A 17954-nucleotide genomic window follows, 5' to 3' on the forward strand; every position below is an offset into this window, starting at 1 on the left:
AGAAACATGACATCTAAAAAAGTAAACCGCAGAGATTTTTTAAAGCTTGGTGCTGGTGCTTTGGCTACGGCGGGACTAGCCAATTGGCCCCAAGCGGGCTTAGCTGCTGCCAATCCGCCGTCGGATTACAAAGCAATCGTGAACATCTTTTTCTTGGGTGGTAATGATGGTTTTAATATGGTTATTCCGCGCAGTGATTTTGAATACGATGAATACGCGGCTTCGCGGCAAAATTTAGCCGTAGCTAAATCTGACTTACTGGCCATTAACCCAATCACAGCCGGTGGTGCTCAATATGGACTACACCCTATGATGAGTGAAGTGCAGCAGCTTTTCTCAGACGGCAGACTAGGCGTAATGGCTAATGTGGGTAACTTGATTCAACCTGTTACTAAAGCCCAGCTTGAGAACCCGAATACACCGCGACCAAGGCAACTGTTTTCGCATAACGACCAGCAGGATCAATGGCGTTATGGCGACCCTAACACAGAGCAGTCGGGTTGGGGCGGTCGTCTTATGGATTATAAGATAGCCGATAACACCAATCCATTGTTAACGGGAATGGCTATCGGTGGTCGCTCGAAATGGTTAGTTAGCCAACAAAACTTGGATATTTCCATTAATCGCAATGGTTTTGATAACTATAGCTATGTTCGTCCGGATGCGAATTGGACCCAGAATAGACGTACTGCTTTTCAAAGTTTATTGCATCAAAACTACGGTAATGCTTTTGCTCAAGAATTCTCGGGTACTCAAAAAAGAACCATGGATCTGGTGGAGCAAGTAGGCAGTTTAATCAATGATCTGCCGGAATTCACAACGAGTTTACCCGAGCAGCAAAATCGTTTAGCGGAGAGCTTGCGCATGGTTGGTCGTATGATCGCGATCCGCGAACAACTTGGTATGACTCGTCAGGTGTTTTATGTGGCTATGGGCGGTTTTGATACGCATGACGACCAACTTCAAAACCAACCAGCATTGCTACAGCAGATCAGCCAAGCACTTAAGTATTTCTACGATCTAACGGTGGAGTTAGGCGTCGAGAACTCAGTGACTAGCTTTACTAGCTCAGAGTTTGGTCGAACTCTGACCTCCAATGGCGATGGTACCGATCATGCCTGGGGAAATCATCAGTTGATGATGGGCGGTTCAGTGCGCGGTGGCGATATCTATGGCACCATGCCGAGCTTGGAGATCGGTGGTATCGACGATTATCGTGATGACGGGCGGATAATTCCAACCAGCTCAGTAGAGCAGTACGCTAAACCAATTTTAGATTGGTATGGTATGGATGCTAATCAGTTGGCTACTATTTTGCCGAACTTGAGCGCTTTTGATGCCAATGCTTTGGACTTTATGTTGTAGGTAAAAAGCGTTTAAAAAAAGTATCCTATTTGTGCGTGATATTTGTTAGCATGTAGGGCAATGTAAAGCTTGAAGTTCACCAATGTTACGCACGATCACTTGCTCTGCTCTGGGCCTAATCAGCCTTTTGGCACTTTCGGTGCAATCTGCGCCCAGAAAGCTCATCAACGGCTCTTTTGAAGAGCCTGAAGTCACCTTAGCTGCTCAATGGCAGTTATTTAATGAAACTATCGTACCAGGCTGGGATACCACTGCTGCAGGCGGTAGTGTCGAATTGTGGGAGGGTTTATTGGGGATTTCGGCGCCCGATGGTGACCAGATCACCGAGTTGAACTCCACCTCGCGCGCTACCATGTCGCAAAACTTCTGTTTAGCCGACGGTGAAACCCTTAGCTGGAGTTTTTGGCACCGTGGCCGCTCTGGCAATGAACGCATGCGTTTAGACTTTGGTAGCCAAACGGCGACGGACGTGACCACAGGCACCAGTTTTCAACAATATTCAGGCTCCATCACCATTGTCGGCAGTGGTAACAAGAATGTTTCACTGGTATCCATATCGCCCAATAGCTCACTCGGAAATCTAGTCGATGATCTAGTGATCCCCTTACCGCCACTGGTCGAATTTCTAGCGGCAACTAACGGTGGTGTGGAAGGTAGTGGTGATGATATTCCAAGGCTTCGGCTAAATGGTGAGTTGAGCAGTGCTGGCAGCGTTGATGTGGTGGTAACTGGCGGTAGTGCCACTGATGGAACCGACTTTAGCTTAGTGGAAACGGTGGTGGTGCCTGCGGGTGACTATGACGGCACTGCCGCAACTTCCATTCCAATCAATCTAACCATATTGAATACCTTTGATTTAGAGGCTGACGAAACCATTAGTTTTGGCTTGGCTAATGCTTTGGGTGGGGTTCGGATTGCTGATGCGGATTGTGATGGGACGAATCAGCTCAGCAATGTTTACACCATAGCTGACGATGACGATTCGGTTGATCTCAGGGTTATCAAGAACGACTCTCAAGTCAGTTATACTCCCGGCAGTAGCGGGATTTATGTGATCAATGTGTTCAATGATGGCCCCGGCGATGTTCAGGATGCCTTGGTGGTTGATGATTTGCCCAATGGCTTAACACTGAACGGTGCTGTCACTTGTAATACCAGCGCTCCTTCAAGCTGCAATGTCACCTCGGGCGCAACCGAGCCAGTGAACGTTAACGTTTCTTTGGAGTCCGGCGCTTCGGCGATCATTAGCATTCCCGTGTTGTTTTCTGCGGATCCTTCTGATTACCTACCTTAATTCCCTGCCGCTAGCCAAATAGTCTTCTCAAATTAAGGATTCTATTGACGGTAAGCTATGCCGGCCCTTGAGCGCCGATAAAAGTCATCGGCAAGGCTTGTCTTCTGAGCGAATAAGCGGTAATTATCTGCTAACAACAGTTGTTATCCGTTGCTAGATCGTGTATTATTCGCGTCCCTTTGTAGGCGTCATTGCCACAATTAGGGTTGTTCTTGCAAAGTGATTTCTTCATAAGTTATTGATTTTGCTAACAACAGGCTCGATTTGAGTCTGATTAATAAATGGCTACCGCACCCCTCAATGAAGTAGGGTGGAGCGGTTTTTTATGTTCTTTAAATGTAATTTAGGAGTTCTTTGCAATGGCAAAGCAACGTATTCGAATCAGATTGAAAGCATTCGATCACAAGTTGATTGACTTATCGACTTCAGAGATCGTGAACACTGCTAAGCGTACTGGTGCTCAGGTTAAAGGTCCTATTCCTTTACCAACTCGTAAGGAGCGCTACACCATCTTGATTTCACCTCACGTGAATAAAGATGCTCGTGATCAGTACGAAATTCGTACGCACAAGCGTTTAGTAGATATCATCGAGCCAACTGAGAAAACAGTTGATGCATTGATGAAATTGGATTTAGCAGCGGGTGTTGATGTTCAAATTAGTCTTACTTAAGACTAGAGCGAACACTCACTGAATTTGGGTTGATAACCATATAATTGAGGTTAAAACATGGCTATCGGAATTGTAGGTATAAAGCGTGGTATGACTCGTGTCTTCACTGAAGACGGCGTGTCTATTCCCGTGACCGTAGTAGAAGCCGATCCGAATCGCATCGCTCAGTTGAAAACGACTGACGTTGATGGTTACGAAGCGGTTCAAGTAACTACCGGTACCCGTAAAGCAAACCGTATCACTAAAGCAGAAGCAGGCCACTTTAAGAAAGCAGGCGTGGAAGCTGGTCGCGGTTTGTGGGAGTTTCGTGTAGATACACTAGAAGGTTTTGAAGTTGGCGGCACTATTAATGTCGAAACTTTTGAAGCTGGCCAAAAAGTTGACGTAACTGGTACTTCTAAAGGTAAAGGTTACGCTGGCGCGATCAAACGTTGGAATTTCCGTGGACAAGATTCTACCCACGGTAACTCGGTTTCTCACCGTGCTCCAGGTTCGATTGGTCAAAACCAAACGCCTGGCCGCGTATTCAAAGGTAAGAAAATGTCTGGCCACATGGGTGCGGAGCGCGTAACAGTACAAACGTTAGAAGTTGTACGAGTTGATGCGGAACGCAATTTGTTATTAATCAAAGGTGCCGTACCTGGCGCTACCGGCGGTGACGTTATCGTGCGTCCTGCTGAGAAAGCTTAAGCCTAAGGAGTTTGACTATGGAAATTAGTTTGACAACTGGCGGCGCACTTGAAGTTTCTGAAGTGGCTTTCGGTCGTGAATTCAACGAGCCGTTAGTTCACCAAGTAGTAGTTGCTTATATGGCAGCTGCTCGCGCGGGTACTCGCGCTCAGAAAAACCGTAGCGCTGTAAGCGGTGGTGGTAAGAAGCCTTGGAAACAGAAAGGTTCTGGTCGTGCTCGTGCCGGTACTATTCGTTCTCCATTATGGCGTAAAGGTGGTGTGACTTTTGCTGCACAACCTCAAGACTACACGCAAAAAGTTAACAAGAAAATGTATCGCGGTGCGATCCAAAGCATCTTGAGTGAATTAGTTCGTCAAGAGCGTTTGATCGTGGTGGAAGAGTTCGCAGTAGAAGCTCCTAAGACTAAAGAGCTTGTTAGCAAACTTAAAGATTTAAACACTAAAGAAGCTTTGATCGTGACTGAGTCAGTTGACGAAAACTTGTTCTTGGCTTCTCGTAACTTGCATAAAGTTGACGTTCGTGACGTTGACGCTATCGACCCTGTTAGCCTAATTGGTTTTGACAAGGTGGTTATGACGGTTGCGGCAGTGAAGAAAATCGAGGAGAAATTAGGATGAACCAAGAAAGAATCTTAAAAGTCCTAAAGGCACCTCACGTTTCTGAAAAAGCAACGATTTTGGCTGAGACAAACAATCAGTTTGTGTTCAAAGTGGCAGTTGATGCGACTAAGCGTGAAATCAAGAAAGCTGTTGAAACGTTATTCGAAGTTGAAGTCGATTCAGTTCGTACTTTAAACGTTAAAGGCAAAACGAAGCGTTTCGGTATGGTGCAAGGTAAGCGTGCCAACTGGAAAAAAGCTTACGTTTCATTGAAGCCTGGTCAAGATCTTGACTTTGTGGCTGAGTAAGGAGACTAGTTATGGCAGTAATTAAAGCTAAACCAACTTCTCCGGGCCGTCGCTTTGTCGTTAAGGTCGTTAACGAAGATTTGCATAAGGGTAAACCTCATGCTGCTTTGTTAGAGAAGAAATCAAGAAATGGTGGTCGTAACAACAACGGTCGTATTACCGTACGTCACGTTGGTGGTGGTCATAAGCAACACTACCGTGTTATCGACTTCAAGCGCAACAAAGATGCTATCCCGGCGACGGTTGAGCGTTTGGAATATGATCCAAATCGCAGCGCCCATATCGCCTTAGTTTGCTATGCAGACGGTGAGCGTCGTTACATCATCGCACCAAAAGGCTTAAAGGCTGGTGCTCAGATTATTTCTGGTGATGCAGCGCCGATCAAAGTGGGTAACACTTTGCCAATGCGTAATATTCCAACGGGTACTGTTATCCACAACATCGAGCTAAAACCTGGTAAAGGCGCGCAAATGGCGCGTTCTGCTGGCGCTTACGCTCAGTTAGTTGCGCGTGACGGTGCTTACGTTACTTTACGTCTTCGCTCTGGCGAAATGCGTAAAGTATTAGCCGAAGGTCGTGCGACTATCGGTGAAGTAGGTAACTCTGAGCATATGCTTCGTAGCCTAGGTAAAGCTGGTGCCACTCGCTGGCGCGGCGTTCGTCCTACGGTTCGTGGTGTAGCGATGAACCCAGTTGACCACCCGCATGGTGGTGGTGAAGGGCGTACCTCTGGTGGTCGTCATCCTGTAACTCCATGGGGTGTACCAACCAAGGGTAAGAAAACTCGTAAGAACAAGCGTACTGACAAGTTTATTGTCCGTCGTCGTAACAAGAAATAGAGGACAGCATAGTGGCACGTTCATTAAAGAAAGGCCCTTTCATTGACCTTCACTTATTGAAGAAGGTTGAGGAAGCTGCGGCCTCTGGCTCTAAAAAGCCAATTAAAACATGGTCTCGTCGTTCTACCGTTTTCCCGGAAATGGTTGGTTTGACGATTGCCGTTCACAATGGTCGTCAACACGTACCAGTTTTCGTTTCCGAAGACATGGTAGGCCACAAGTTGGGCGAGTTTGTATTAACTCGTACTTACTATGGTCACGATGTTGATAAAAAAGCCAAGAAGCGATAAGGCGAGGAGTGAAAGATGGAAGTAGCAGCAAAATTGCGTAACGCTAGCATCTCTGCACAGAAAATGCGTCTTGTGGCAGATCAAGTTCGTGGCTTACCAGTAGAAAAAGCATTGAACATTCTTGAATTCAGCCCTAAAAAAGCGGCTCGTCTAATCAAGAAAGTTCTTGAGTCTGCGATTGCAAACGCTGAGCACAACGAAGGCGCTGACATCGACGAATTAAAAGTTTCGGCTATTTTCGTTGACGAAGCAGCTACCGCTAAGCGTATGCGTCCGCGCGCGAAAGGTCGTGGCGACCGTATCTTGAAAAGATCAAGCCACGTTACTCTAAAAGTATCGGATAACTAGGAGAGATAGTATGGGTCAAAAAGTACATCCTAATGGTATCCGCTTAGGTATCGTTAAGAAGCACACCGCAACTTGGTATGCTGAGCGCGGAGAATATGCGGATAACCTTGAAGGTGATATCAAAATCCGTAACTGGTTGGTTAAAGAATTGAAGAGCGCTTCAGTATCTCGTATCGACATCGAGCGTCCTGCGAAAGCGATCCGTGTGACTATTCACACCGCTCGTCCAGGTATCGTTATCGGTAAGAAAGGTGAAGATATCGAGAAATTACGCGCTAAAGTTAGCAACATGGCTGGCGTTCCTGCTCAAGTTTCAGTTGAGCAAATTCGTAAGCCTGAGTTAGATGCTAAATTGGTTGGTGATAACGTAGCTCAGCAATTAGAGCGCCGTGTAATGTTCCGTCGTGCTATGAAACGTGCGGTACAAAACGCTATGCGTGCTGGTGCAGAAGGTATCAAAATCCAGGTTAGTGGTCGTCTTGGCGGTGCTGAGATTGCTCGTTCTGAGTGGTATCGTGAAGGTCGTGTACCTTTGCATACACTTCGCGCGAACATCGATTACGCACACTGCGAAGCTTTGACTACTTACGGCATCATCGGTATTAAAGTGTGGATTTTCAAAGGCGAAGTTCTTCCTGGTCAAGAAATTGTTGAACCAAAAGAAGATAAAAAACCTCGTCGCAGAAAGCCTGCACCACGAGCTAAGAAATAGGGGTAGCGAATAATGTTATTACCTAAAAGAACTAAATTCCGTAAGCAACATAAGCTGCGTAACCGTGGTTCTCAAACCATGAACGTTAGCTTCGGCGAATTCGGATTAAAAGCAACTGGCCGTGGTCGTATGACAGCTCGTCAAATCGAAGCTGCTCGTCGTGCCATGACTCGTCACATGAAGCGTCAAGGTAAAGTTTACATCCGTGTATTCCCTGACAAACCAATTACTAAAAAGCCATTAGAAGTTCGTATGGGTAAAGGTAAAGGTTCTGTTGAGTATTGGGTAGCACAGATTCAGCCTGGTCGCATGTTATATGAAGTAGAAGGTATTGACGAAGGTTTGGCGCGCGAAGCATTTGCTTTGGCAGCGGCTAAATTACCTTTCAAAACTACTTTCGTTAAACGTACGGTGATGTAATGAAAGCTGTAGATTTGAGAGAGAAAAGCGTTGAAGAATTGAATGTGCAACTCGTTGAGTTGTTACAAGAACAGTTCAAAAAGCGTATGGAAAAAGCCACTGGGCAGATGGAAGCGACTCACGAAATTCGTGAAATCCGTCGTAACATCGCTCGTGTTAAAACCATCATCAACCAGAAGGCGGGTTCATAATGAGCACTGAATCAATTCAACGCACATTACAAGGCAAAGTCGTCAGTGACAAGATGGATAAGTCCATTACGGTTCTTATCGAACGTCAAGTGAAGCACCCAATCTATGGGAAATTCATCAAGCGTTCTACTAAGATCCACGCACACGATGAAGCCAATGAGTGCAAAATGGGTGATGTAGTTACGATAGCTGAGTGTCGTCCACTGTCAAAAACCAAATCGTTTAAATTGGTTGAGATTGTAGAAAGCGCAAGCTAACAAAACTGTGTCGGTTAACCCCGAAGGAGTCATTTCCATTTGGGGTTAGGAATTTTAGAAATTTAATGGTATACTCTCGCGCCATTTTAGCGCGGGTTTAAGCGGAGAAAACCATGATCCAGATGCAATCAATGCTAGACGTAGCTGATAATTCAGGCGCTCGTCGAGTAATGTGTATTAAAGTGCTGGGTGGTTCGCATCGCCGTTATGCTAACGTTGGTGACGTTATCAAGGTGAGCGTAAAAGAAGCGATTCCACGCGGTAAAGTTAAAAAAGGTGACGTGTTGAACGCGGTTGTTGTTCGTACTCGTAAAGGCGTACGTCGTCCAGACGGATCTTTGATCAAGTTTGACGGTAATGCGGCAGTAATGTTGAACAACAACTTGCAACCAATCGGTACTCGTATTTTTGGACCTGTGACACGTGAATTACGTGGTGACAAGTTCATGAAGATCGTATCACTTGCACCTGAAGTATTGTAAGAGAGATAAGATCATGCAAAAGATTAAGAAAGACGACGAAGTCATCGTAATCGCAGGCAAAGATAAAGGTAAACGCGGCACTGTAAACCGCATCTTACCAAATGGCCGCGTGATTGTTTCAGGCGTTAACTTGGTTAAGAAACACCAAAAACCAAGCCAAGGCGCTGACGGTATGCCTGTTGAGGGCGGTATCGTAGAAAAAGAAGCGGCATTAGATTTATCCAACGTTGCGATTTATAACCCTGAGACTGGTAAAGCTGACCGTGTTGGCATCAAAGTCGAAGAAGGTAAAAAATCACGCTTCTTTAAGAAAACTGGCGGTGCGATCTAATCGCTCCACTGGTTGTTGAGAAAGAGTTTATTTTAAATAGGTAATTATTAAGATGGCGAAACTGCACAACTTTTATAAAGAGACTGTAGTAGACCAACTTCAAGAGAAGTTTGGTTTCAAGTCAGTTATGCAAGTCCCACGCATTACCAAGATCACATTAAACATGGGTCTGGGTGAAGCTATTGCGGACAAGAAAATACTGGAACACGCAGTCAACGATATGACCGCAATCTCAGGCCAAAAGCCGGTTATCACTAAAGCTCGCAAATCTGTTGCTGGCTTTAAAATTCGTGATGACTACCCGATTGGTTGCAAGGTAACCCTACGCGGTGAGCGTATGTGGGAATTCCTTGAGCGTTTCATTTCAATTGCGATTCCTCGTATTCGTGACTTCCGTGGTTTAAATCCTAAATCATTCGACGGTCGCGGTAACTATTCTGTAGGTATCAAAGAGCAAATCATTTTCCCTGAAATTGATTATGACAAAGTTGATAAAATCCGTGGTATGGACATTACCATCACTACGACTGCAGCTAACAACGAAGAAGGACGTGCTTTATTAGATGCGTTCAACTTCCCATTGAAATCATAAGGAACGCGCAATGGCTAAAACATCTATGGTTCAGCGCGAACTAAAGCGCACCAAAACAGTGGCTAAATTCGCAGCAAAACGTGCGGAGCTTAAAGCAATCATTAACAATCCTAAGTCTTCTGAAGAAGAGGTTTGGGAAGCACAAGTGAAATTGCAAAAGCTACCACGTGACGCAAGTCCTTCTCGTCAACGTAACCGTTGTCGTGTCACAGGTCGTCCTCACGCTTACTTACGTAAATTCGGTCTTTGCCGTAACAAATTACGTGAGCACGCGATGAAAGGTGACGTTCCTGGTTTAGTTAAAGCAAGCTGGTAGTCGGGAGAATAGATCATGAGTATGCAAGATCCTATTGCAGATATGTTGACTCGTATTCGTAACGGCCAAGCTGCTGCGAAGAAAAGCGTAAACATGCCTGCTTCAAAATTAAAAGCATCAATTGCACAAGTATTGACTGATGAAGGTTTCATCAGCGGTTTTAGTGTTTCTGACGAAGTCAAAGCGACTATGACGGTTGAATTGAAATACCATCAAGGTCGTCCAGTAATTGATGAGTTAAAGCGTGTAAGCCGTCCAGGTTTACGTATCTACAAAAAAGTAGACGAGTTACCGAAAGTTATCGGTGGTTTGGGCGTTTCCATTATTTCAACCTCGAAAGGTGTCATGAGCGATCGTGCGGCGCGTAAAGCGGGCCACGGTGGTGAAGTCATCTGCACTGTAGCGTAAGGGGAGTTTAAGATGTCACGTGTAGCAAAAAGCGCTGTATCTATCCCTTCAGGTGTTGACATCAACATCAAAGACGGCGTGATCAGTGTAAAAGGTTCAAAAGCAACCCTTGAGCAAGCGTTGCACCAAGACGTAGTAGTTAAAGTTGAAGACGGCGAAGTTACTTTCGTTCCTTCAGACTCTGCTACTAACTGGGCAATGGCCGGTACTTTCCGTTCACTAGTTAACAACATGGTTGTTGGCGTAACTGATGGTTTTGAAAAGAAGCTTCAGTTAGTGGGTGTTGGTTATCGTGCAAACGTTCAAGGCAAGAAAGTTAACTTAACCCTGGGTTTCTCGCATCCTGTAGTTCACGAAGTTCCAGAAGGCATCACAGTTGAAGCGCCTTCGCAAACGGAACTAGTGATCAAGGGTGCGGACAAGCAAGTTGTTGGCGAAGTCGCGGCGAAAATTCGCGCTTACCGTCCACCAGAGCCTTATAAAGGTAAAGGTGTACGTTACGTTGACGAGCACATTGTTCGTAAAGAAGCTAAGAAGAAATAGTAGGGCTTAAGAGATGAAAAAGAAAATTCAACGTATTCGTCGTGCGACTAAAAGCCGCGCGAAAATGCACGAGTTAGGCGCTAACCGCCTAGTCGTGAACAGAACGCCTCGTCATATTTACGCTCAAGTAATTTCTGGCGAAAATGGTTCTGTAATTGCTAGTGCTTCTACGGTTGAAAAGTCAGTTCGCGGTGACGTGAAGTCGACTGGTAACGTAGATGCAGCTAAGCATGTTGGCACTCTAGTAGCGGAGCGTGCTTTGGAAGCGGGCGTAAAGCAAGTTGCTTTTGACCGTAGTGGTTTCAAATATCATGGTCGTGTGCAAGCGTTAGCTGATGCGGCTCGTGAAAAAGGCTTACAATTCTAAGGTGACGACAGATGGCTAGAGAAGTAGAAAATCAAGAAGGTTTAGTTGAGAAATTAGTCAACGTAAACCGTGTTGCTAAAGTAGTTAAAGGTGGTCGTATCTTCGGTTTCACAGCTTTGACTGTTGTTGGTGATGGTAAAGGTAAAATCGGTTTCGGTCGTGGTAAGTCGAAAGAAGTTCCAACTGCTATTCAAAAAGCAATGGAGCAAGCTCGTCGCAACATGATCCAAGTGGATTTGAAAGACGGTCACACTTTGCAACACCCAATTAATGCTCGTCACGGCGCATCAAAAGTGTATATGCAACCAGCCTCTGAAGGTACTGGTATCATCGCTGGTGGTGCAATGCGTGCGGTATTCGAAGTGCTTGGCGTACAAAACGTTTTAGCGAAAAGCGTAGGCTCTACAAACCCAATTAACATCGTTCGTGCAACGATTAACGGTTTGAAGCAAATGTCTTCTCCTGAAGCTATGGCGTCTAAGCGTGGCAAAACTGTAGAAGAGATTTTGGACTAAGACAATGGCTAAGAAAATGATGAAAGTAACGCAGACGCGTTCTAGCATTGGCCGCTTAAAAGCGCATAAAGCGTGTTTAACTGGCTTAGGCTTGCGTCGCATCGGTCATACGGTTGAAGTTGAAGATACCCCTTCAACTCGCGGTATGGTAAACAAAGTTTACTACATGGTTTCTGTAGAGGAGTAATGACATGCGTTTAAATACTTTAATGCCAGCTCCTGGTAGTAAGAAAAAAGCCAAACGTGTTGGTCGTGGTATCGGTTCTACCGATGGTAAGACTGCAGGTCGTGGTCACAAGGGTTTGAAATCGCGTTCTGGCGGTAAAGTGAAAATCGGTTTTGAAGGTGGTCAAATGCCTTTGAAACAGCGCTTACCTAAGTTCGGTTTCAAATCACGCAAAGCTTTGGTTTCGGCTGAAGTTCGCCTTGGTGAGTTGGCTAAAGTTGAAGGTGAAGTAGTGGATATGTTGAGCTTGAAAAAAGCGGGCATCATCACTAACAACATCCAAAACGTTAAAATTATGTTGTCTGGCGAGATTGATCGTGCGGTAACCGTGACTGGCGGTATTCGTGTGACTAAAGGCGCTAAAGCGGCTATCGAAGCGGCAGGCGGCAAAGTGGAAGAGGCTGCCCAAGAAGAGGCGCAAAGCTAATGGCCTTGAATCCACAGCAACTCGCGAAAAGCGGTGGCTTATCGGAGCTCAAACAGCGTTTGCTGTTTGTGCTTCTTGCTATTGTGGTATTCCGTATTGGATCTTTTATTCCGGTTCCTGGAGTTAATGGTCAGGTATTAGCTGACTTCTTGGCTCAACAAACCGGTATTTTTGATCTGTTCAACGTATTCTCAGGCGGTGCGCTTGAGCGTGCTTCGGTTTTTGCATTGGGTATCATGCCGTACATCTCGGCATCGATTATCATGCAAATCTTGAGCTACGTTGATCCACGTTTAAAAGAACTGAAGAAAGATGGTCAAACAGGCCAGCGCAAAATCAACCAATACACTCGTTATTTCACGGTGGTATTGGCTACGGTTCAAGCCTTTGGTATGGCGACTCAGCTACCAAAGATGATCCCTGGTTTGGTGGATAATCCTGACATCTCTTTCTACTTCGTTGCTATCGTAACGTTGGTAACGGGGACTATGTTCTTGATGTGGCTTGGTGAGCAAATCACTGAGCGTGGTATTGGTAATGGTATCTCTATCATTATCTTGGTTGGTATCGTTGCGGGTCTACCGCCTTCAATCGCCCAAATGTTCTCGGAAGCCTATGATGGCACTCGTAACATTCTGGAAGTATTGATCTTCGCTATTTTTGCCCTAGGCGTGATTTATTTCATCGTTTGGGTCGAACGCGCGATGCGTCGTATCACCATTAACTACGCGAAACGCCAACAAGGCAACAAAGTTTACGCAGCCCAAAGCTCTTACTTGCCGTTAAAAGTTAATATGGCGGGTGTAATCCCTGCGATCTTTGCCTCAAGTATCGTCTTGTTCCCAAGTACTTTATTGTCTTGGTTCTCGACCGGTTCGGGCGAAGTGACTTGGTTTACAACTTTGGCGCAGAACTTACAGCCAGGTAAGCCTGTATATATGCTGATGTATGCAGCGGGTATTATTTTCTTTGCGTTCTTCTATACCGCATTGACTCAAAACCCACGCGACACAGCTGAGAATTTAAAGAAGCAAGGTGCATTCATTCCAGGTATTCGTCCTGGTCAACAAACTGCCAGCTATCTTGATAAAGTGACTACTCGCCTAACATTCTGGGGCGCGCTTTACATGACCGCGGTCTGTTTGTTACCTGAATTTTTGATCTTGTTCTTTAATTATCCGTTCTACTTTGGTGGAACATCACTACTGATTATTATTGTTGTAGCCATTGATTTTATGGCGCAAGTGCAAGCGCACTTGATGTCACAACAATATGACTCAGTGCTAAAGAAAGCGAATCTTCACAAACAAGGCCCTGGCGGTCGTGTTCGTGGACGCTAAGGATGTTGGAGTAGCAAATGAAAGTTCGTGCTTCTGTTAAAAAAATGTGCCGTAACTGTAAAGTGATCCGTCGTCACGGTGCAGTTCGTGTAATTTGTACTGACCCACGCCATAAACAGCGTCAAGGTTAGTGAATTTAATTGGTTGATTTTTGCGCTTTGAAGGGCTAGAATACGCGCCCTTTCAAAGCTTGCTTAATCAAAATTTTAGGAGAAACTGTTAATGGCTCGTATAGCTGGTATTAACATTCCGGTACATAAGCATGCTGAGATCGCATTGACCGCTATCTATGGTATCGGTCGTCCTCGTGCACAGGCTATCTGTGCTGATGCAGGGGTAGAACCTACTGCAAAGATCAGAGATTTGAACGAAGACCAAATTGAAAATCTACGTAACGAGGTGAGCAAATTTACCGTTGAAGGTGATTTGCGTCGCGAAATCAACATGAATATTAAACGTTTGATGGACTTGGGTTGTTTCCGAGGCATTCGTCACCGTCGTAACTTGCCACTTCGTGGTCAACGTACGAAGACAAACGCCCGTACCCGTAAAGGTCCTCGCAAACCTATTAAGAAATAATTTAGGTATTATTAAACATGGCTAAATCACCTCGTTCTACGAAAAAGAAAGTCAAAAAGCATGTTGTTGATGGTATGGCGCACATTCACGCGTCATTTAACAATACCATCATCACCATCACAGACCGCCAAGGCAATGCTCTTTCATGGGCAACTGCTGGTGGTTCTGGCTTCCGTGGTTCACGTAAATCTACTCCATTTGCTGCACAGGTTGCGTCTGATCGCGCTGCGCAAGTAGTAAAAGAAATGGGTATGAAGAATGTTGAAGTATTTGTTAAAGGTCCTGGACCAGGTCGTGAATCTGCGGTGCGTGCATTAAACGCTGCGGGTTTTAAGATCACTAACATTACTGACGTGACACCAATCCCTCATAACGGTTGTCGTCCGCCTAAAAAGCGTCGCGTCTAACCTAGAGCTTAACGGGAGTTTAAAATGGCTAGATATTTAGGTCCAAAACTTAAATTGTCGCGTCGCGAAGGTGTCGATCTAGGACACAAATCAGGCGTTCGTGCAATTGAGACTAAATGTAAAATTGAAACAAAACCAGGTCAACACGGTGCCGGTCGTGGTCGCTTGTCAGACTATGGTTTACAGTTACGTGAAAAGCAAAAAGTTCGTCGTATCTACGGTGTACTAGAGCGTCAATTCCGTAACTACTATAAAGAAGCTGATCGTCTTAAAGGCGCAACTGGTGGTAACTTGTTGCAACTTTTAGAGTCACGCTTGGATAACGTGGTTTTCCGCATGGGCTATGCTGCTACGCGCAACGAAGCTCGTCAACTAGTAAGCCACAAAGCAATCCTTGTTAATGGCAAACCAGTAAACATTCCTTCATACGTAGTTAAGTCTGAAGATGTGGTTTCTGTGCGCGAAAGATGTCAAAAGCAAGCGCGTATCGTAGCTGCTTTGGAATTGGCTGCACAGCGCGATAAGCCTGAGTGGATTGACGTTGATGCGAAGAAAATGGAAGGCACTTTCAAGCGCCAACCAGAGCGTTCTGAACTAGACGCTAGCATTAATGAAAACCTAATTGTGGAGCTTTACTCGAAGTAATCCATAGCGGTTTGAAACGCCAAAGCCTGAGAGTTTTTACTATCAGGCTTTTGTGCGTTTAAGAGCAATGCTGAAAATGCATTACTTAATTACCAATTTTTTAATCCTTAGAAGAGGGATATTATGTCAGCTACTGAATTTCTAACTCCGCGTCAAATTAAGGTTGAGTCTAACGAAGGCACAAAAGCTCGTGTGATTTTAGAACCTTTTGAGCGTGGTTTTGGACACACTTTAGGTAATTCTCTTCGTCGCATTTTATTGTCTTCAATGCCAGGTGCGGCGGTAACTGAAGTTGAAATCGACGGCGTGCTTCACGAATACTCTGCTATTGAAGGTGTTCAAGAAGACGTAATTGATATCCTTTTGAACTTGAAAGGTTTGGCTGTACTTCTTGAAGATAAAGAAGAAGCGACTTTGACTTTGCAGAAAAAAGGCGAAGGCGTAGTTACAGCTGCTGATATCGAAGAAATTGCTGGTGCAGAAGTGGTTAATAAAGATCACTATATCGCGACCTTGAACAAAGGCGGTGCTTTAAGCATGCGCATTAACGTTCGCTTAGGTCGTGGTTATGAGCCATCGAATACGCGTAAACTGCCAGAAGGCGAAGATAAGCCAATTGGTGTTTTACACGTAGATTCTTCTTTCAGCCCAATGAAAAAAGTATCTTACACCGTCGAAGCGGCGCGTGTAGAGCAGCGTACCAACTTAGATAAATTAGTTTTGGACTTGGAAACTAATGGCACTATCGATCCTGAAGAAGCGATCCGCCGTAGCGCGACCATTCTTCAAGAGCAATTGGCAGCCTTCGTTGACTTAAAAGACGAAAAGCAAGCTGAGCCTGAAAAAGAAGAGCCGGAAGTTGATCCAATTCTTTTACGTCCAGTAGACGATTTAGAGTTAACTGTACGTTCTGCTAACTGTTTGAAGACTGAGAATATCCATTATATTGGTGACTTGGTACAACGTACCGAAGTTGAACTTCTTAAAACGCCTAACTTGGGTAAGAAGTCATTAACGGAAATCAAAGACGTATTGGCTTCACGCGGTTTGTCTTTGGGTATGCGTTTAGAAAACTGGCCGCCATCAAGCATTCTAGAAGGTTAATTCCTAGGATAATTGAGCGTCAGTTAATACATTAATAAAGCTCTAATTGTATTGTTAGAGCTTTGTTTTTAAAGAAGTAATTGTTTCGATGATTATTTCAAAACGGTAAAACACTAGTTTTACATTATCAATACTAAGTGTTAAAAATTTGCTTAGTTGCGCAGCAAAAGTGGTATGAAATAGCGAAGTTTAGTTCTTCTAAATAAACGCCTTGAATACAACTTTCAACAAAGCCAATGACAAATTTAGCCACTTAGAAAGCTTTCTCAGTACTACAGCAGGCTGAGATTAAATAGAGTGAGGAACTCAATATGCGTCATCGTAAATCAGGTCGTCAATTAAATCGTAACAGCTCACACCGTAAGGCTATGTTCAAAAACATGACTGCGTCATTAATCGAACATGAACTTATTCGCACTACTTTGCCAAAAGCAAAAGAATTGCGTCGTGTTGCTGAGCCACTAATCACCTTAGCAAAAAAAGACACGGTTGCTAACCGTCGTTTAGCTTTTGCTCGTATTCGTGACAATGCAGCTGTAGCTAAATTGTTTGCAGAGCTTGGTCCTCGTTACCAAGAGCGTCCGGGTGGTTATTTGCGTATTTTGAAGTGTGGTAACCGTCCAGGTGACAATGCTCCAATGGCTTACGTCGAGTTAGTTGATCGTCCAGTAGTTGAAGAAGATTTTGAAGAAGAAGCAGTAGAAGAGTAATTTTCTGACTTTTTCTCGAAGTTCTTAAAAAACCGGCTTTTGCCGGTTTTTTGTTTGTTAATTTGCTGAGTTTATTTTGGTTTTGATTGTTTCCCAGATTTTTTAATAAACAAAATAATAAAAAAGATGGCCATACCAAACATGAAAAGAATGACCAAGGCGCTTAAAATACCGAATGGGCTGGAGAATAATTCTTTAATTAATTCCATCAAGACCTCCTAAAGTAATGCTAATACTCTAGCAAATCAGCAGTAAAGGATTTTGATTTAGATCAACAAATAGAGGCTTTGTCGTATGCTATAGCTATAAATAGAAGCTATTGGCAGCGCAAATTAGTGTTAACTATTTTTAATGTGCAGAATGTAGCCTTCAAACTTTTCTGGTTCTACGGAATACCAGTCGAGGTATTCTGCCTGAAAATGCTTCTGGCACAGTTCTACTAACTCATAAAATGGCGAACGGCCAGGATCGGCAAAAATAATATCTTTAACACCAGCTTTTAAGGCGCGCTTGATCAGTTTGAAATGAATTGGCGTGAGCGAGTCCCAGAAGCAAATATCTGCGCCAAACACTAGATCGAATTTAGCAAACTCTGCTTTTTTTAATTGTTGAAAAGATTTTCTTAAGGTTTTGACCTTAACGCGATTGATTTCGGCCTGTGCTTGAAAAAAGGGAAACACATCTTCATCCAAATCGACACCAGTAACTTTAGCGCCGCTATTTTCAGCACAAAAAACACTGGCTGGCCCCCAGCCGCAGCCCAATTCCATCACTTTCTTTTTTGGCTTGAGTAAGTGCTTGTGCAGCAAATAATCCATAATTAAAAAACTGGAATCCCAGGTTTTATGGCCATGCACACTGGGCACATAAGCTTCTTCTAACTCTTTTACCGTGGGGTGGTCGTTTTCAAAAAGGAAAATACCGTAAGCTTGTATTAGTTTGGATTCGGTTTCAGCAGTTTGCGGCATCTTAGTG

At 44.5% G+C, this 17954-nt stretch carries 32 protein-coding genes; 30 read left to right on the plus strand and 2 right to left on the minus strand.

The window, feature by feature from the left end; translation table 11 throughout:
• The first annotated feature begins 6 nt into the window (after positions 1–6).
• The 30 genes from NFS34_RS05815 to rplQ all read left to right on the plus strand — a co-directional run bounded on the left by NFS34_RS05815 (position 7) and on the right by rplQ (position 16979).
• A complete protein-coding gene (locus NFS34_RS05815; protein ID WP_251358998.1) occupies positions 7–1365 on the plus strand; it encodes a DUF1501 domain-containing protein in 1359 nt (452 codons plus the stop codon).
• Positions 1366–1492: 127 nt separating this feature from the next.
• Complete coding sequence (locus tag NFS34_RS05820; RefSeq protein ID WP_251358999.1) at positions 1493–2659, plus strand: hypothetical protein; 1167 nt, start codon at positions 1493–1495, stop codon at positions 2657–2659.
• A gap of 359 nt (positions 2660–3018) precedes the next feature.
• A complete protein-coding gene (rpsJ, locus tag NFS34_RS05825; RefSeq protein WP_251359000.1) occupies positions 3019–3330 on the plus strand; it encodes a 30S ribosomal protein S10 in 312 nt (103 codons plus the stop codon).
• A gap of 57 nt (positions 3331–3387) precedes the next feature.
• Positions 3388–4020: a 50S ribosomal protein L3 gene (gene rplC / locus NFS34_RS05830; RefSeq protein ID WP_251359001.1), complete on the plus strand. Its 633-nt coding sequence runs from the start codon at positions 3388–3390 to the stop codon at positions 4018–4020.
• Positions 4021–4037: 17 nt separating this feature from the next.
• Positions 4038–4640 carry a 50S ribosomal protein L4 gene (gene rplD / locus NFS34_RS05835; protein ID WP_251359002.1) on the plus strand — a complete coding sequence of 201 codons (603 nt, stop codon included), beginning with the start codon at positions 4038–4040 and terminating at the stop codon, positions 4638–4640.
• The gene (rplW, locus tag NFS34_RS05840) at positions 4637–4930 is read left to right on the plus strand and encodes a 50S ribosomal protein L23 (RefSeq protein WP_251359003.1); all 294 of its coding nucleotides are present in this window, start codon (positions 4637–4639) and stop codon (positions 4928–4930) included. The genes rplD and rplW overlap by 4 nt, the downstream gene beginning before the upstream one ends.
• 11 nt (positions 4931–4941) lie before the next feature.
• Positions 4942–5769 carry a 50S ribosomal protein L2 gene (gene rplB / locus NFS34_RS05845; RefSeq protein ID WP_251359004.1) on the plus strand — a complete coding sequence of 276 codons (828 nt, stop codon included), beginning with the start codon at positions 4942–4944 and terminating at the stop codon, positions 5767–5769.
• Positions 5770–5780: 11 nt separating this feature from the next.
• Positions 5781–6059 (plus strand): 30S ribosomal protein S19, encoded by a 279-nt coding sequence (gene rpsS, locus NFS34_RS05850; RefSeq protein WP_251359005.1) that lies wholly within the window; start codon positions 5781–5783, stop codon positions 6057–6059.
• Positions 6060–6074: 15 nt separating this feature from the next.
• A complete protein-coding gene (gene rplV / locus NFS34_RS05855; protein ID WP_251359006.1) occupies positions 6075–6407 on the plus strand; it encodes a 50S ribosomal protein L22 in 333 nt (110 codons plus the stop codon).
• A 10-nt stretch (positions 6408–6417) separates the two neighbouring features.
• The gene (rpsC, locus tag NFS34_RS05860; RefSeq protein ID WP_251359007.1) at positions 6418–7119 is read left to right on the plus strand and encodes a 30S ribosomal protein S3; all 702 of its coding nucleotides are present in this window, start codon (positions 6418–6420) and stop codon (positions 7117–7119) included.
• A 12-nt stretch (positions 7120–7131) separates the two neighbouring features.
• Positions 7132–7539: a 50S ribosomal protein L16 gene (gene rplP / locus NFS34_RS05865; RefSeq protein WP_154247430.1), complete on the plus strand. Its 408-nt coding sequence runs from the start codon at positions 7132–7134 to the stop codon at positions 7537–7539.
• Entirely contained in the window at positions 7539–7730 is a 192-nt protein-coding gene (rpmC, locus tag NFS34_RS05870; protein ID WP_251359008.1) for a 50S ribosomal protein L29, read from the plus strand. The genes rplP and rpmC overlap by 1 nt, the downstream gene beginning before the upstream one ends.
• Positions 7730–7987 (plus strand): 30S ribosomal protein S17, encoded by a 258-nt coding sequence (gene rpsQ, locus NFS34_RS05875; RefSeq protein WP_251359009.1) that lies wholly within the window; start codon positions 7730–7732, stop codon positions 7985–7987. Before rpmC ends, rpsQ begins: the two co-directional genes overlap by 1 nt.
• A 113-nt stretch (positions 7988–8100) precedes the next feature.
• Complete coding sequence (rplN, locus tag NFS34_RS05880) at positions 8101–8469, plus strand: 50S ribosomal protein L14 (protein ID WP_251359010.1); 369 nt, start codon at positions 8101–8103, stop codon at positions 8467–8469.
• Between the two features lie 13 nt (positions 8470–8482).
• On the plus strand, positions 8483–8800 hold the full coding sequence (gene rplX / locus NFS34_RS05885; RefSeq protein ID WP_376707934.1) for a 50S ribosomal protein L24: 318 nt from the start codon (positions 8483–8485) through the stop codon (positions 8798–8800).
• Between the two features lie 52 nt (positions 8801–8852).
• Positions 8853–9392, plus strand: coding sequence for a 50S ribosomal protein L5 (gene rplE / locus NFS34_RS05890; protein WP_251359011.1), 540 nt, complete (start codon positions 8853–8855; stop codon positions 9390–9392).
• 10 nt (positions 9393–9402) lie between these two features.
• Complete coding sequence (gene rpsN / locus NFS34_RS05895) at positions 9403–9708, plus strand: 30S ribosomal protein S14 (protein ID WP_251359012.1); 306 nt, start codon at positions 9403–9405, stop codon at positions 9706–9708.
• A gap of 15 nt (positions 9709–9723) precedes the next feature.
• Positions 9724–10116 (plus strand): 30S ribosomal protein S8, encoded by a 393-nt coding sequence (rpsH, locus tag NFS34_RS05900; RefSeq protein WP_251359013.1) that lies wholly within the window; start codon positions 9724–9726, stop codon positions 10114–10116.
• Positions 10117–10128: 12 nt separating this feature from the next.
• Positions 10129–10659: a 50S ribosomal protein L6 gene (gene rplF, locus NFS34_RS05905; RefSeq protein WP_251359014.1), complete on the plus strand. Its 531-nt coding sequence runs from the start codon at positions 10129–10131 to the stop codon at positions 10657–10659.
• Between the two features lie 13 nt (positions 10660–10672).
• Entirely contained in the window at positions 10673–11026 is a 354-nt protein-coding gene (gene rplR / locus NFS34_RS05910) for a 50S ribosomal protein L18 (protein ID WP_251359015.1), read from the plus strand.
• Between the two features lie 11 nt (positions 11027–11037).
• Entirely contained in the window at positions 11038–11541 is a 504-nt protein-coding gene (rpsE, locus tag NFS34_RS05915) for a 30S ribosomal protein S5 (RefSeq protein ID WP_251359016.1), read from the plus strand.
• Positions 11542–11545: 4 nt separating this feature from the next.
• A complete protein-coding gene (gene rpmD, locus NFS34_RS05920; RefSeq protein ID WP_251359017.1) occupies positions 11546–11728 on the plus strand; it encodes a 50S ribosomal protein L30 in 183 nt (60 codons plus the stop codon).
• 4 nt (positions 11729–11732) lie between these two features.
• Positions 11733–12194, plus strand: a complete 462-nt coding sequence (gene rplO, locus NFS34_RS05925; protein WP_251359018.1) for a 50S ribosomal protein L15 — start codon at positions 11733–11735, stop codon at positions 12192–12194.
• Entirely contained in the window at positions 12194–13534 is a 1341-nt protein-coding gene (gene secY, locus NFS34_RS05930; protein WP_251359019.1) for a preprotein translocase subunit SecY, read from the plus strand. The genes rplO and secY overlap by 1 nt, the downstream gene beginning before the upstream one ends.
• A gap of 17 nt (positions 13535–13551) precedes the next feature.
• Positions 13552–13665 carry a 50S ribosomal protein L36 gene (gene rpmJ / locus NFS34_RS05935; RefSeq protein ID WP_251359020.1) on the plus strand — a complete coding sequence of 38 codons (114 nt, stop codon included), beginning with the start codon at positions 13552–13554 and terminating at the stop codon, positions 13663–13665.
• A gap of 91 nt (positions 13666–13756) precedes the next feature.
• Positions 13757–14113, plus strand: a complete 357-nt coding sequence (gene rpsM, locus NFS34_RS05940) for a 30S ribosomal protein S13 (RefSeq protein ID WP_251359021.1) — start codon at positions 13757–13759, stop codon at positions 14111–14113.
• A gap of 17 nt (positions 14114–14130) precedes the next feature.
• Positions 14131–14520: a 30S ribosomal protein S11 gene (rpsK, locus tag NFS34_RS05945; protein ID WP_251359022.1), complete on the plus strand. Its 390-nt coding sequence runs from the start codon at positions 14131–14133 to the stop codon at positions 14518–14520.
• 24 nt (positions 14521–14544) lie between these two features.
• Entirely contained in the window at positions 14545–15165 is a 621-nt protein-coding gene (rpsD, locus tag NFS34_RS05950) for a 30S ribosomal protein S4 (RefSeq protein WP_251359023.1), read from the plus strand.
• Positions 15166–15288: 123 nt separating this feature from the next.
• Complete coding sequence (locus NFS34_RS05955) at positions 15289–16269, plus strand: DNA-directed RNA polymerase subunit alpha (RefSeq protein WP_251359024.1); 981 nt, start codon at positions 15289–15291, stop codon at positions 16267–16269.
• 311 nt (positions 16270–16580) lie between these two features.
• A complete protein-coding gene (gene rplQ / locus NFS34_RS05960; RefSeq protein ID WP_251359025.1) occupies positions 16581–16979 on the plus strand; it encodes a 50S ribosomal protein L17 in 399 nt (132 codons plus the stop codon).
• Positions 16980–17050: 71 nt separating this feature from the next.
• On the opposite strand, the gene NFS34_RS05965 is transcribed toward rplQ, so the two are convergent.
• Together NFS34_RS05965 and NFS34_RS05970 are read right to left on the minus strand one after the other, a co-directional pair.
• Positions 17051–17188, minus strand: a complete 138-nt coding sequence (locus NFS34_RS05965; RefSeq protein ID WP_251359026.1) for a DUF3149 domain-containing protein — start codon at positions 17186–17188, stop codon at positions 17051–17053.
• 129 nt (positions 17189–17317) lie between these two features.
• A complete protein-coding gene (locus NFS34_RS05970; RefSeq protein WP_251359027.1) occupies positions 17318–17947 on the minus strand; it encodes a methyltransferase in 630 nt (209 codons plus the stop codon).
• Positions 17948–17954: the final 7 nt, after the last annotated feature.

Origin of the sequence: Kangiella sp. TOML190, assembly GCF_023706045.1 — a bacterium.
Classification (GTDB): Bacteria; Pseudomonadota; Gammaproteobacteria; order Enterobacterales; family Kangiellaceae; genus Kangiella.